Annotated in this window: 13 protein-coding genes; 10 read left to right on the top strand and 3 right to left on the bottom strand. The window is 73.6% G+C overall.

The annotated features are described in order from the left end of the window. Positions 1 to 21: 21 nt before the first annotated feature. From HB370_RS23665 to HB370_RS23675, 3 genes are all read right to left on the bottom strand, one after another. A complete protein-coding gene (locus HB370_RS23665) occupies positions 22 to 681 on the bottom strand; it encodes a response regulator transcription factor (RefSeq protein WP_030778381.1) in 660 nt (219 codons plus the stop codon). Positions 682 to 831: 150 nt separating this feature from the next. Further along, positions 832 to 2,157: a sensor histidine kinase gene (locus tag HB370_RS23670; protein ID WP_030778383.1), complete on the bottom strand. Its 1,326-nt coding sequence runs from the start codon at positions 2,155 to 2,157 to the stop codon at positions 832 to 834. Positions 2,158 to 2,312: 155 nt separating this feature from the next. Continuing rightward, entirely contained in the window at positions 2,313 to 3,521 is a 1,209-nt protein-coding gene (locus HB370_RS23675) for a sensor domain-containing protein (RefSeq protein ID WP_030778385.1), read from the bottom strand. 263 nt (positions 3,522 to 3,784) lie between these two features. On the opposite strand from HB370_RS23675, the gene HB370_RS23680 reads away from it, so the two are divergent. Genes HB370_RS23680 through HB370_RS23725 form a run of 10 tightly spaced genes read left to right on the top strand, consistent with a single transcriptional unit; the run spans position 3,785 to position 14,031 of the window. Then, positions 3,785 to 4,204 (top strand): NADH-quinone oxidoreductase subunit A, encoded by a 420-nt coding sequence (locus HB370_RS23680; protein ID WP_030778387.1) that lies wholly within the window; start codon positions 3,785 to 3,787, stop codon positions 4,202 to 4,204. Beyond that, positions 4,195 to 4,800: an NADH-quinone oxidoreductase subunit B gene (locus HB370_RS23685; protein WP_030778388.1), complete on the top strand. Its 606-nt coding sequence runs from the start codon at positions 4,195 to 4,197 to the stop codon at positions 4,798 to 4,800. Before HB370_RS23680 ends, HB370_RS23685 begins: the two co-directional genes overlap by 10 nt. Beyond that, positions 4,797 to 6,455, top strand: a complete 1,659-nt coding sequence (locus HB370_RS23690) for an NADH-quinone oxidoreductase subunit C (protein ID WP_037700834.1) — start codon at positions 4,797 to 4,799, stop codon at positions 6,453 to 6,455. The genes HB370_RS23685 and HB370_RS23690 overlap by 4 nt, the downstream gene beginning before the upstream one ends. Then, complete coding sequence (locus HB370_RS23695; RefSeq protein WP_030778390.1) at positions 6,452 to 7,420, top strand: complex I subunit 1 family protein; 969 nt, start codon at positions 6,452 to 6,454, stop codon at positions 7,418 to 7,420. Before HB370_RS23690 ends, HB370_RS23695 begins: the two co-directional genes overlap by 4 nt. Then, on the top strand, positions 7,421 to 7,978 hold the full coding sequence (locus tag HB370_RS23700) for an NADH-quinone oxidoreductase subunit I (RefSeq protein ID WP_030778392.1): 558 nt from the start codon (positions 7,421 to 7,423) through the stop codon (positions 7,976 to 7,978). Beyond that, entirely contained in the window at positions 7,975 to 8,565 is a 591-nt protein-coding gene (locus tag HB370_RS23705) for an NADH-quinone oxidoreductase subunit J (protein ID WP_030778394.1), read from the top strand. The genes HB370_RS23700 and HB370_RS23705 overlap by 4 nt, the downstream gene beginning before the upstream one ends. After that, complete coding sequence (gene nuoK / locus HB370_RS23710) at positions 8,565 to 8,945, top strand: NADH-quinone oxidoreductase subunit NuoK (protein ID WP_030601406.1); 381 nt, start codon at positions 8,565 to 8,567, stop codon at positions 8,943 to 8,945. Before HB370_RS23705 ends, nuoK begins: the two co-directional genes overlap by 1 nt. Further along, positions 8,942 to 10,936 (top strand): NADH-quinone oxidoreductase subunit L, encoded by a 1,995-nt coding sequence (locus tag HB370_RS23715; RefSeq protein ID WP_030778396.1) that lies wholly within the window; start codon positions 8,942 to 8,944, stop codon positions 10,934 to 10,936. Before nuoK ends, HB370_RS23715 begins: the two co-directional genes overlap by 4 nt. A gap of 6 nt (positions 10,937 to 10,942) precedes the next feature. Beyond that, positions 10,943 to 12,517: an NADH-quinone oxidoreductase subunit M gene (locus HB370_RS23720; protein ID WP_030778398.1), complete on the top strand. Its 1,575-nt coding sequence runs from the start codon at positions 10,943 to 10,945 to the stop codon at positions 12,515 to 12,517. Next, positions 12,514 to 14,031 (top strand): NADH-quinone oxidoreductase subunit N, encoded by a 1,518-nt coding sequence (locus HB370_RS23725; RefSeq protein WP_030778400.1) that lies wholly within the window; start codon positions 12,514 to 12,516, stop codon positions 14,029 to 14,031. Before HB370_RS23720 ends, HB370_RS23725 begins: the two co-directional genes overlap by 4 nt. Positions 14,032 to 14,035 lie beyond the last annotated feature (4 nt).

The raw sequence follows: 14,035 nt of genomic DNA on the forward strand, positions 1-14,035 counted from the left end.
TCTCTGCCGCAGTGGGCCGTCTCAGGAGTTCAGGTAGGTGAGCACGGCCAGCACCCGCCGGTGGTCGCCGTCGCTCGGGGCCAGTCCGAGCTTCAGGAAGATGTTGCTGACGTGCTTCTCCACGGCGCCGTCGCTGACCACCAGCTGCCGGGCGATCGCCGAGTTCGTCCGCCCCTCCGCCATCAGCCCGAGCACCTCGCGCTCCCGGGGGGTCAGCCCGGCCAGCACGTCCTGCTTGCGGCTGCGGCCCAGCAACTGCGCGACCACCTCCGGGTCCAGCGCCGTACCGCCCTCGGCCACCCGCACCACCGCGTCGACGAACTCCCGCACGTCCGCGACCCGGTCCTTGAGCAGATAGCCCACGCCCCGGCTGGAACCGGCCAGCAGCTCGGTGGCGTAACGCTCCTCCACGTACTGCGACAGCACGAGCACCCCGAGCCCCGGGTGGACCCCGCGCAGCGTCACGGCCGCCCGGACGCCCTCGTCGGTGTGCGTCGGCGGCATCCGTACGTCCGCCACGACCACGTCGGGCAGCTCGCCCCGGCCGTCCAGGTCGGCGATGGTCTTCACCAGTGCGTCCGCGTCGCCGACGCCGGCCACGACGTCGTGCCCGCGGTCGGTCAGCAGCCGGGTCAGGCCCTCTCTGAGCAGCACCGAGTCCTCGGCGATGACCACCCGCACCCTGTCCTCCACGATCTTTTGGTCCCCCCAGCACGATCCGTCACGGCGGCGTCCGCCGTCCTACGGAACACCAGCATTCCAGGGATCGGGCCGCGGCGCCGCCGTACCAGGGGAAAGATCGGGGATCTCGGGCAGCCACGCCGGAACGGTTCAGCCGCGCCAGGGCAGTTCCGCCGTCACCCGGGTGGGGCCGCCGGACGGGGAGTCCACCACGAGGACGCCGTCCACCGCGCCCAGCCGGGCCGCGAGACTCGCCAGACCGGAGCCCCGGGCGGGGTCGGCGCCGCCCCGGCCGTCGTCGCTCACCTGGAGCAGCAGCCGGTCGTCCGCCCGCCACACGTCGACCGAGGCGGTCCGGGCCCCGCTGTGCTCACTGACGTTGCGCAGCAGCTCGGAGACGGTGAAGTAGGCGATGCCCTCGATGGCCGGGGCCGGCCGGGCCGGCAGGTCGACCTCCACCCGGACCGGCACCGCGCAGCGGGAGGCGACCGCCGACAGCGCCGCGTCCAGACCTCGGTCGGTGAGCACGGCCGGGTGGATGCCCCGGGCCAGGTCGCGCAGCTCCTGCAGGGCCGTCTTCACCTCGCCGTGCGCCTCCTCCACCAGCCGCGCCGCCGTCGTCGGGTCGTCCCGCAGCTTCTCCTTCGCCAGCCCCAGGTCCATGGCGAGACCGGCCAGCCGGGCCTGGGCGCCGTCGTGCAGGGCCCGCTCGATGCGGCGCAGATCGGCGGCGGCCGCGTCGACCACGACCCCCCGGTCCGACTCCAGCTCCACCACCCGCGCCGACAGCGGCGACGGCCCGAGCAGCCCGCGCACCAACAGCCCGTCCACGGTCGTCAGGGCCCGCACCAGCCACGGGCCGACCAGCGTGAACGCCAGCCCGACCAGCGCGGCCAGCCCGATCTCGAAGGGGTTGTCCAGGTAGACGCTGTGGTGGCTGTCGCCGTACAGCTGGAGACCGCCCTGGCCGCCGTACACCGGGAACACCCAGAACCACAGCGGGTACGTCAGCAGCGACCAGCCGATGCTCCAGAAGGTCACCACCACCGAGAACGAGAACACCGCCCACGGGAACTGCACCAGCGTGTACAGCGCCTGCCGCCAGGAGGAGCCGCTCTTCAGCACCGCCCCCGTCCAGGCCACCGGGCCCGGCTTGGCCGGACGCAGCGGCTCCGGGTCGGCCACCCGCAGGCCCAGCAGCGCCCGCGCCCGCGCCCGCTCCAGCACCCCGAAGCCCCGGCAGCCGGCCAGCGCCGCCGCCAGCACCGGGATGCCGAGGAAGGTCACCAGCAGGCCCGCGCCGAGGGAGACCATCGTCACCGTCCAGCAGAACAGCACGATCGCGACCGGCAGGCTCAGCAGCACATACCCGAACTCCCGCCAGCTGCGCGCCTCGAACGGCGCCCGCAGCCCGGCCGGCAGCCGGTGCGGCCGCTCGCTGCGGTAGGCGTATCCGTGTCCGTACTCCGTCGCCATCGGTGTCGTCCCGTTCTCCTCGTCCACGCGGCGGTTCAGCCGTACGTCCAGGGTGGTCCGCCGCGCCTTCCGGGGACATGGAGGCCGTCGGCGTCTTCGGCGGGGGGTTTTCCCCACCCCGCGCCCGCGGCCGGTCCGTGGTGGCCGCGCCCGGCCTACTCCTGCCGGTCGCGCCAGGGCAGTTCCGCGGTGATCACCGTCGGGCCGCCGGGCGGGGAGTCGACCACGAACAGGCCGTCCACCGCGCCCAGCCGCTCCGCCAGGCCCCGCATGCCGCTGCCCCCGTCGAGCCGGGCGCCGCCCCGGCCGTCGTCCCGTACCTGGAGCATCAGCCGGTCGTCCGCCCGCCAGGCGTCGACGGAGGCGGTCCGGGCCCCGCTGTGCTTGCTGACGTTCTGCAGCAGCTCGGAGACGGTGAAGTAGGCGATGCCCTCGATGGCCGCCGCCGGCCGGGCCGGCAGGTCCACGCTCACCTTCACCGGCACCGTGCAACGGGAGGCGACCGCCGACAGGGCCGCGTCCAGACCTCGGTCGGTGAGGACCGCCGGGTGGATGCCCCGGGCCAGGTCGCGCAGCTCCTGGAGGGCCAGCTTCACCTCGCCGTGCGCCTCGTCCACCATCGCCGCCGCCGCGTCCGGGTCCTCCAGCAGCTTCTCCTTGGCCAGGCCCAGCCCCATGGCCAGGTTGACCAGCCGCGCCTGGGCGCCGTCGTGCAGGTCCCGCTCGATCCGGCGCAGGTCCGCCGCCGCCGTGTCCACCACGATCCCCCGGTCGGACTCCAGTTCGGCGATCCGGCGCTCCAGCTCGTCCGAGGGCGACAGCAGCCCGCGCACCATCGCCCGGTCCAGGTTCGCCATCAGCCGCGCCAGGTACGGCAGCACCGGCCACAGCACGAACAGCGAGGTCAGCGTGGTGACGAAGGTGAGAATGCCCCACGGCAGCCGGATCACGTCGTACAGCAGGGTGCGCCAGCCCACCGGGTCCTTCAGCGCCATCCACACCCGGTGCACCGGCCCCCCGCTCCGGGCGAGCGGCAGCGGCGACGGCTCCTCCACCCGCACCCCGAGCAGCGCCCGGGCCCGCGCCCGCTCGACCTTGCCCAGCTGCCGGGCGACCAGCAGGCACACCGCGAGCAGCGGAAGCCCGATCACGGTGAGGGTGAGGGCGCCGCCGACCACCACCACGGTGAACGCGTACGTGAAACCGATCACCGCCACCGGCAGGTTCAGCAGCAGGTGCGCGATCTCCTTCCAGGTGTGCGCGTCGTAGGCCGGCCGGGGCGGAGGCAGCCGGTGCGAGCCGGAGGGTCCGTCGTCTGCGTCGGTGCCGCCGTTCGGGGCGGCGGTGGGGCGGAGAGCGGTCATGCTGGTCAGCCTGCCGTGCCGGGCACCGTTCCCGCCATGCGGTATGCCGCCCTGCGCCGCCGGGGGAAAACCCCACCCCGGGCCCGCCCCGGGCTCACATCGGGGCCGCCCCGGCCCGCCCGGGCCGTCCCACGGCGTGACGGGCCGCTTACCCGCTCTTTATCAGGGCCTAGACTCGCGTGCGTACAGATCCTCGAACCACGAGGCATCACCCAGTGCACTAATTCACCACGGTCACGAGGTCAGGGAGCGAGGGACGGACGGTGCGGGAGACGTTGGGGGACTCGGCGGTCGCCGCGGGGCACGTCGTCGCGGCCGGCTACTTCCGGTCCTACTCGGTGGTCGGGCTGCTCGCCGTCGTCGGCGTGCTGTTCGTCGCGGTCGCCTTCGGCGCCGGCCGCCTGCTGCGCCCGGTCGTGCCGACCCCCGAGAAGCTGCTGACCTACGAGTGCGGTGTCGACCCCGTCGGCGAGGGCTGGGCCCACACCCAGGTCCGCTACTACGTCTACGCCTTCCTGTACGTGATCTTCGCCGTCGACTCGATCTTCCTGTTCCCCTGGGCCACGGTCTTCGCCGCCCCCGGATACGGCGCGGCGACCCTGGTGGAGATGTTCGTCTTCCTCGGGTTCCTCGCCGTGGGCCTGCTGTACGCATACAAGAAGGGCGTCCTGGCATGGACGTGAACCCGGACCCCGTTCTCCTGCCCGAGCCCAAGCGGCTGGGAGCGCTGGCGCGGCTGGCGCCCGAGCCGATGAAGGTGGTCCTGAACTGGGGCCGCCGCTACTCGCTCTGGGTGTTCAACTTCGGCCTCGCCTGCTGCGCGATCGAGTTCATCGCCGCGTCGATGGCCCGGCACGACTTCATCCGGCTCGGCGTCATCCCCTTCGCGCCGGGCCCCCGCCAGGCCGACCTGATGGTGGTCTCGGGCACCGTGACGGACAAGATGGCCCCGGCCGTCAAGCGCCTGTACGAGCAGATGCCCGAGCCGAAGTACGTCATCTCCTTCGGCGCGTGCTCCAACTGCGGCGGCCCCTACTGGGACTCCTACTCCGTCACCAAGGGCGTCGACCAGATCATCCCGGTGGACGTCTACGTCCCCGGCTGCCCGCCGCGCCCCGAGGCGCTGCTCCAGGGCATCCTCAAGCTCCAGGAGAAGATCGCCCGCGAGTCGCTCGGCGAGCGGTACGGCGACGGGCCCGCCGCCCGGCCGTCGACCGCGGCCCTCCAGAGCGGCCTGGTACGGCCCCCGGCGCCGGCCGGCGAGGAGGGCCCGCGATGAGCACCGCCGCCGGCTGGCTGCCCGCCCCCGCCGAGGAACTCTTCGGCCCGGACGCCACGGCGGAGGAGTCGTACGACCTCCTGACCGTGGACGTACCGCCGTCCGCCTGGCTCACCGCCCTGGAGACGGCCCGTACGACCCTGGGCTGCACCTACTTCGACTGGCTGAGCGCGGTCGACGAACCGGGCACGGGCTTCCGGGTCGCCGCGCACGTCGTCGCCCTGCACCCGGTCCGCCGACTCCTCGTCCGTACGACGGTCCCGCACGAGGCCCCCGCCCTGCCCTCCGCCACCGGCGTCTACGCGGGCGCGGCCTGGCACGAGCGCGAGACCCACGAGATGTTCGGCGTCGACTTCGAGGGCCACCCGGGCCTGGAGCACCTGCTCCTCCCCGAGAACTTCGAGGGTCACCCCCTCCGCAAGGACTTCGTCCTCGCCGCCCGGGTCGCCAAGGCGTGGCCCGGCGCCAAGGAGCCGGGCGAGTCCGAGCACGGCGGCCCCAAGCGCCGCCAGATGCTGCCGCCGGGCGTCCCCGACCCCAACGAATGGGGCCCACTGAAGGGCCAGCTCCCCCCGGCCCCGGCCCGCCCGGCCAGGGCGGCGGCGCCCCGCGCGGCGGGCGACCGCCCGGTACGCCGCACCCGCTCGGCATCAGAGGGCTCGACCAGCCAGGCGGCCCAGCCGAGCGCTGCCGCGCCGGGTACGGATCCGGGCGCTCCCGCGCGGCCGCGCCGGATGCGGAGCGCGAGCGAGGGTTCGGCGAGCCAGGTGGCCGAGTCGGGGGCTGCGTCTGGGGAGGCTGCCGCTTCGGGTGCGGTGCCGGGTGCGGGTGCTCCCGCGCGGCCGCGGCGGACGCGGAGCGTGAGCGAGGGTTCGGCGAGCCAGCAGGCGGCCCGGGCCGAGGACGCGGCGCCGCGCAAGGAGGCCGCGGCCGAGGGCGATGCCACGGCTGCGGCGGCACAGGGACCGGCGGAAGGCCCGGCCGCCGAGGCCTCGGTGGCCTACGAGCCCGGTCCCACGCCCACCCCGACGCGCCGTGCCCGCAGTGCCTCGGAGGGCTCGGCCTCCCAGCGCGCCCGTGCCCCGCGCAGCTCGGACGCCCCCTGGCACCACGCCCGCCCGGCCTTCGAAGAGCCGCGACCGGCCCCGGAACCGGAGCCCCGAAAGGCGACCGAACCGGAGGGGACCGAGCCGGGGCAGACCGAACCGGAGGGGACCGGGAGGCCGGAGAGCACCGGGGAGCCGGAGCGCGCCGGAAAGCCGGAGCGCACTGGCGAGCCGGAGCCTGAGCGGGCTTCGCAGCCGGAGCGGGCTTCGGAGCCGGAGTCGAAGGGTGAACCGCAACCGGCACCTGAGCGGCAGTCGGCACCGCGGTCTCAGCCGGGGACGCGGCCTGAGCCGGAGTCGCAGCGTGAGCCGGACTCACGGCCTGAGCCGGAGTCGCAGCGTGAGCCGGGCTCGCGGCCTGAGCCGGAAACGCGGCCCGCGCCGGGCTCGCGGCGCACCGCGGCGGCGCAGCCGGCACCGGGCGAGGCCCAGTCGGCCGAGCCCGGCCCTGGCGCCGGCCCCGGCCACCCCCACACTCCCCGCACCCCGGCCACCCCCGCCGACCCCGACGCCGATCCCGACACCGACCCCACAGGAGGCCCGCAGTGAACGGCGTGCTGGACGTCGCGCTGCGACTCCTCGTCGTGTTCGCCGTCTTCCTCACCTTCCCGCTGATCGTCGGTCAGACCGAGCACAAGGTGATGGCCCACATGCAGGGCCGCCTCGGCCCGATGTACGCGGGCGGATTCCACGGCTGGGCCCAGCTGATCGCCGACGGCGTGAAGTTCGCGCAGAAGGAGGACGTGGTCCCGGCGGGCGCCGACCGCCGTGTCTTCCAGCTCGCCCCCGCCGTGGCCCTGCTGCCGTACCTCCTCGTCCTGCTCGCCATCCCGATCGGCCCGGGCGAGGGCGCCGTCGGCCAGGTCCTCGACGCCGGCGTGTTCTTCGTCCTCGCGGTGATGGGCGTCGGCGTGCTCGGCTCGCTGATGGCCGGCTGGGCCAGCGCCAACAAGTTCTCCCTGCTCGGCGGCCTGCGCACGGCCGCCCAGCTGCTCTCCTACGAACTGCCGATGCTGCTGGCGGCGGCCTCCGTCGCGATGGCGGCCGGCACCGTCTCCCTGCCCGGCATCGTGCACGCCTTCCACTGGTGGTGGCTGCCGTGGCAGATCGTCGGCGCGGTCGTCTTCTTCGTCGCCGGACTCGCCGAACTGCAACGCCCGCCGTTCGACATGCCGGTCGCCGACTCCGAGATCATCTTCGGCGCGTACACCGAGTACACCGGTCTGCGCTTCGCCCTGTTCCTGCTCGCCGAGTACGCCGGCATCGTCGTCCTGTGCGGCCTGACCACCGTCCTCTTCCTCGGCGGCTGGCACGGCCCGTGGGGCGCCGACGGCCTCGGCTGGGTGTGGACCCTGCTGAAGACCGCGATCCTCGCCTTCCTCGTGATCTGGCTCCGCGTGACCTACCCGCGGCTGCGCGAGGACCAGCTCCAGAAGCTGTCCTGGACCCTCCTCGTCCCCCTCTCCCTCGCCCAGATCGCCCTCACCGGCATCGTCAAGGTGGTGATCTCCTAAATGGCCCCCATCCCCGGCTCCGGCCTCGCCAAGGGCCTGGCCGTCACCCTGCGCACGATGACGAGGAAGACCGTCACCGAGCAGTACCCGGACGCCCTGCCCGAGCTGCCGCCCCGCACCCGCGGGGTGATCGGGCTGTTCGAGGAGAACTGCACGGTCTGCATGCTGTGCGCCCGCGAGTGCCCGGACTGGTGCATCTACATCGACTCCCACAAGGAGACCGTCCCGCCCGCCGCCCCCGGCGGCCGGGAGCGCAGCCGGAACGTCCTCGACCGGTTCGCGATCGACTTCTCCCTGTGCATGTACTGCGGTATCTGCATCGAGGTCTGTCCTTTCGACGCGCTGTTCTGGTCCCCGGAGTTCGAGTACGCCGAGACCGACATCCGCGACCTCACCCACGAGCGGGACAAGCTCCGCGAGTGGATGTGGACCGTGCCGGCCCCGCCCGCCCTGGACCCCGGCGCCGAGGAACCCAAGGAGATCGCCGCGGCCCGCAAGACCGCCGAGAAGCTGGCCGCCGCGCAGGCGCAGGCGCAGCCGGGGGAGGGCACGTCATGACGCTCGCCCAGGCCCCGCACGGCTTCCTGTCCCCGACCGGCGTCGAGATCGCCTTCCTGCTGGTCGGCCTGGTCACGCTGGGCGCCGCGCTGGTCACCGTCACCACCCGGCAGCTGGTGCACGCCGCCCTGTGGCTGGTGGTCGCGCTCGGCGGCCTCGCCGTGGAGTACCTGCTGCTGACGGCCGAGTTCATCGCCTGGGTGCAGGTGCTGATCTACGTCGGCTCCGTCGTCGTCCTCCTGCTGTTCGGTCTGATGCTCACCAAGGCGCCCATCGGCCGCTCCCCTGATGCCGACTCCGGCAACCGCTGGGCCGCCCTGACCGTCGCGGTGGCCTCCGCGGTCGCCCTGGTCTGGGTGGTCGCGGACGCTTTCCGCACCACCTGGATCGACCTGGACGGCCCGGCCGCCGGCACCACCGAGGTCACCGGCGCGAGCCTGTTCCGGCACTGGGTGCTGCCGTTCGAGGCCCTGTCCGTGCTGCTCCTCGCGGCACTGGTCGGCGCGATCGTGCTGTCCCGCAAGGCCAAGGCCGGCGACCAGGCCGGCGACCTGCCCGCGGCCCCCGGGAAGGAAGGCGCCCGCTGATGCACCTGGCCTATCCCGCCGTACTCTCCGCCCTCCTGTTCTGCACCGGCCTGTACGGCGTCCTCGCCCGCCGCAACGCGATCCTGGTCCTGATGTCGGTCGAGCTGATGCTCAACGCCGTCAACCTCAACCTGGTCGCCTTCGACGTGTGGCTCAGCCGGACCGCGCGGGAGACCCTGCACTCCGGCCAGGCACTGACCCTGTTCACCATCGCCATCGCCGCCGCCGAGATCGGCATCGGCCTGGCGATCGTGCTCGCGGTGTACCGCAACCGCGGCACCTCCGACATCGACAAGCTCCGCGACACCGCCGAGGGCCCCGACGCGGAAGGCCCCGACGGCGACCACCCCGCGGCCGAGAAGGCTGAGGCCACCGCGTGACCACGACCACCCTCGCCGTCCTCGTCCCCCTCCTGCCGTTCCTGGGCGCCGCGGCCGGCCTGCTGCTCGGCCGCACCGCCCCCGGGTTCGTCCGTCCGCTCGCCGTGCTCCCGCCGCTGGCCTCGCTGGTCCTGGCCGCGCTGGTCGCCGTGCGCCAGGGCGGCGGCACGACCGTGGACGCCCACACCGAGCTGACGCCCACCGGGTCCGTGCCCATCGAGCTGGCCCTGCACATCGACGGTTTCGCCGCGCTCGTCGCCGTCCTGGTCACCTGCGTCGCGGCCTGCGTGCAGATCTACTCCACCGGCTATCTGCGCGACGACCCGCGCTACCCGTCGTACGCCGCGCTCGTCTCCCTGTTCACCTCCGCGATGCTCCTGGTCGTCTACTCCGGCGACCTGATCGTGCTGCTGGTCGGCTGGGAAGTGATGGGCATCTGCTCCTACTTCCTGGTCGGCCACTACTGGGAGACCCCCGAGGCCCGCGCCGCCTCCCTGAAGGCCTTCCTGGTCACCAAGCTCGGCGACGTGCCGTTCCTGATCGGCCTGTTCGCGCTGGCCGGCGACGCCGGGTCGTTCCGGCTCACCCGGATCCTCGGCGCCGTCACGAGCGGCGGCATCGACCACCCGACGCTGGTGGCGCTGCTGCTGCTCGCGGGCGTCGCGGGCAAGTCGGCGCAGTTCCCGCTGCACACCTGGCTCCCGGACGCGATGGCGGGCCCGACGCCCGTCTCCGCGCTGATCCACGCCGCGACCATGGTCGCCGCCGGTGTCTACTTCATCGCCCGCCTCCTTCCGCTGTTCGAGGCCTCCCGGGCCGCGATGGTGGTCCTCGCCGTCATGGCCGCCGTCACGATGGCCGGCTCCGCCCTCGCCGCGCTCGCCCAGGACGACATCAAGCGCGTCCTCGCCTACTCGACCGTGGGCCAGCTCGGCTACATGACCGGCGCCCTCGCCGTCGGCGACCGCGGTGCCGCCGTCTTCCACCTCCTTGCGCACGGCGCCTTCAAGGCGCTGCTGTTCCTCGCGGCCGGCGTGGTCATCCACGCCGCCGGCACCAACTCGCTGGCCGCCATGTCCCGCATGCGGGGCCTCAGGGACCGCGTCCCGGACGCCTACTGGACGATGACCGTGGCGCTGCTCGCGCTCGCCGCGATCCCGCCGTTCAGCGGCTTCTTCTCCAAGGAGTCCGTCCTCGGCGCCGCCGAACACGTCACCCGGGGCCACACCGGGCACACCCCCGGCGCGGCCGGCTGGATCGTCCTGGTCTCCGGCCTGCTCACGGCCCTGCTGACCGCCGCCTACGCGACCCGGCTGTGGCTGCTCGCCTTCCGGGGCCGGGGCGCCGAGGCCCCGGACCACGGCCGTCAGCCGCTGTCGATGACCGTGGTGCTCTGGGTGCTCGCGATCCCCTCCCTCGCCCTCGGCGGGCTCGCCTACCGCGTCCTGCCCGACTGGTTCGACGGCCGCGACCTGACCCCGTCCCTGCTCACCTCCATCCTCGGCACGGGCCTCGCCCTGGTCGGCGGGCTCCTCACCTACGGCGCCTGGCAGCGCGGCACCGCGCTCGCCGCCCGCTCCCCGCTGGGCGCGGTCGCCGCCCATCCGGAGGCCGACGCCGGCCTGGTCGAGGCCGAGGCCATCGCCACCCACCGGCCGGCCTACGGCGACGTCGCCTCCGCGCCCGACCCGGCGGACCCCGGACGGCTGCTGCTCGGCCCGCTGCACCGGCCCGCCGCGGCGGGCTTCCACCTGGACGCCCTGTACGAGGCGCTGTTCGTGCGCCCGGTGCGGGCCGGGGCGAGCCTCGTGCGGTTCCTGGACCGCGAGGTCGTCGACACCTACGTGCGCGGCGCCGCCGCCCTGCCCCGGCTGCTCGGGGCCGCCGTCCGGCGTGCGCAGACCGGCAATGTGCAGACCTATGTGAGCGCGCTGCTCGCCGGCACCGTCGTCCTGGCGGTCGCCGTCCTCCTCGTCGCCACGGGAGCGTGAGCAGGCGTGATCGATATCAACGAGTCCGTGATGCAGTTCCTTCTGGCATTCGTCGTCGTCGGCCCGCTCCTCGGCGCCGTCGCCGCGCTCCTCCCGGCCCCGCCCGGACTGAAGGGGAAGTCGCCGGGGCAGGCCGTGCTGCGGCACGGCGTGACCGTCACCGGCGCGATCCTTCTCGCCGCGATCGTCCTCGCGCTCGGCTTCGACCACGACCATCCGTCGAAGATGCAGGCCACGACCGACATCAGCTGGATCCCCGCGCTCGACGTGCGGATCCACCTCGGCATCGACGGCATCTCCCTCCCCCTCCTGGTTCTGACCGCGCTGCTGACCTTCCTCTGCGCGCTCTACTCCTACTTCAAGCCGCCGGCGGGCCCGGCCCCGAAGGCGTTCGTCGCACTCCTGCTCCTGCTGGAGTCCGGCACCCTCGCCACCTTCGCCGTGCTCGACCTGCTGCTGTTCTTCCTCGCGTTCGAGATGGTGCTCATCCCGATGTACTTCCTCATCGCCCGCTGGGGCGGTGCGGGCCGGACCCGGGCCGCGTGGAAGTTCATCCTGTTCACGCTGCTCGGTTCCGTGGTCATGCTGCTCGGCCTGCTCCTGATCGGGATCAAGGCGGGCACGTTCGACATGGTGGCACTCGCCACTGACAACGGCCGGTCGCTGACCGCGTCCGTGCAGGTCATCGCCGTTCTGGCGATCGGGATCGGGCTCGCGGTGAAGACGCCGATGTGGCCGCTGCACAGCTGGCTGCCCGACGCCCACACCGCCGCGCCGACCGTCGGCTCGGTCCTGCTGGCGGGCGTCCTGCTGAAGATGGGTACGTACGGTTTCGTCCGGATCGTCCTGCCGGTCGCGCCGGACGGCTTCCACACCTTCGCGCCGTACCTCGCCGCGCTCGCCGTCGTCGGGATCGTCTACGGATCCCTGGCCTGCCTCGCCCTCGCCCGGCAGGGCGCCAAGGGCGACCTCAAGCGGCTGATCGCCTACTCCTCCGTCGGCCACATGGGCTTCGTCCTGCTCGGCATCGCCAGCACCACCCCGACCGGCGTGAACGGCGCCCTGTTCGCCAACATCGCCCACGGCCTCATCACCGGCCTGCTGTTCTTCCTGGTCGGCGCGCTGAAGGACCGCACCGGCAGCACCGACCTCGACACCCTGGCCGAGGAGACGGGCGCCGCCCTCTACGGCAGGGCCCCGCGCCTCGGCGGCCTGCTCGCCTTCGGCGCGGTCGCCTCCCTCGGCCTGCCCGGACTCGCCGGGTTCTGGGGCGAGATGCTCGCCCTGTTCGGCTCCTTCCGGCCCGCCGCCGGCCTCAGCCGCCCGGCCTTCCTCACCTTCATGGCGATCGGCGCGTTCGGCACCCTGCTCACGGCCGCGTACATGCTGATCGTGGTCCGCCGCGTCTGCATGGGCGGCGCGGACCGCGAGACGGCGAAGCTCGCCGACGTCCACGGCTACGAGTTCGCCGCCTGGACCCCGCTGGTCGCCCTCACCGTCCTCGCCGGACTGTGGCCGAAGGCCCTGCTCGGCCTGACCGACCCGGCCGTGCAGCAGCTCCTCGCAGGAGGCACCCGATGAGCGCCCAGCCGCTTGCCGAGTCGCTGGTCCAGTCCGTCGACTGGCTCGCGATCGCCCCGCCCACCCTCGCGGCCGTCGTCGCGCTCGCCGTCCTCGTCGCCGACCTGTTCGTGCCCGAGCCCCGAAAGGCCGTGCTCGGCTGGGTCTCGGTCGCCGGACTCGCCGCGGCGACCGCGCTGCTGCTGCCCCTCCTGGACGGCGACCGCGCCACCTTCTGCACCGACGCGCCCGCCCGCGCGTGCAGCTACACCGCCGACCACTTCACCCTCGTCATCCAGTTCCTGGTGCTCGGCGGCGCCCTGCTCGCGGCCCTGCTGTCCGTCACCCACCTGGACGACGAGCGGCGGCGCGTCCCGGCGGGCGAGTTCTGGTTCCTGCTGCTGTCCTCCGCGGCCGGCGCCGCCCTGCTGCCCGCCTCCCGCGACCTGGCCACGCTGATCGTCGCCCTGGAGGTCGCCTCCCTGCCCGCGTTCGCCCTCGTCGGCATCCGGCACGGCGACAAGCGGTCCTCGGAGGCCGCGCTGAAGTTCTTCCTGTCCTCGGTCACCGCCACCGCGGTCAGCCTGATGGGCATCAGCTTCGTCTACGCCTCCACCGGCACGCTCTACCTCACCCAGGTCGCCCAGCGCCTGACGCACGTCGACGGGCAGCTGCACACCCTCGTCCAGGCCGGTGTCGTGCTGACCCTCGTCGGCTTCGCCTTCAAGACGGCCGCCGCGCCGTTCCACTTCTGGGTGCCCGACACCTACGTGGGCGCGCCCCTGCCCGTCGCCGCCTATCTGTCGGTCGTCGGCAAGGCGGTCGGCTTCTCCGGCCTGATCCTCGTCACCGTCGTCGCCTTCCCGTCGTACGCCGACGTCTGGGGGCCCGCGCTCGCCGTCCTGGCCGCCCTGACCATGACCGCGGGCAACGTCGCCGCCCTGCGCCAGCGGGCCACGCGCGCGTACAGCGCCGTACGGCTGCTCGCCTGGTCCTCCGTCGGCCAGGCCGGCTATCTGCTGGTGCCGATCGCCGCCGCCGGATACACCAAGGACGCCGAGCGGGCGATCGGCTCCACCGTCGCGTACGCCCTGATGTACGCCGCCGTGAACCTCGGCGCCTTCGCCGTGGCCGCCCTGGTGGGCCGCGGCCGGACACTGAACCGGATCGCCGACTACCGGGGCCTGTACGCCACCAACCCGCTCAGCGCGCTGCTGCTGGCCTTCTTCCTGCTGTGCCTGGCCGGGCTGCCGCCGGGCGTCATCGGCCTGTTCGCCAAGGTCACCGTGTTCTCGGCGGCCGTCGACGCGGGCCTGGGCTGGCTCGCCGTCGTCATGGCCGTCAACGTCGTGATCGCCCTCTTCTACTACCTCCAGTGGACGGCCCTGCTGTTCCGCGCCCCCGAGGGCGAGCCCGTCCGGCACCGGGTCCCGGCCCCCCTCACGGCCGCGCTCGCCCTCACCGGAATCCTCGGCGTCGCCCTGTCCGGAGCGCCCCAGCTGGTCCTCCGTTTCGCGGCCGGCGGACTGTTCTAGGAAT

The organism is Streptomyces sp. DSM 40868, from assembly GCF_011820545.1.
Classification (GTDB): Bacteria; Actinomycetota; Actinomycetes; order Streptomycetales; family Streptomycetaceae; genus Streptomyces; species Streptomyces eurythermus.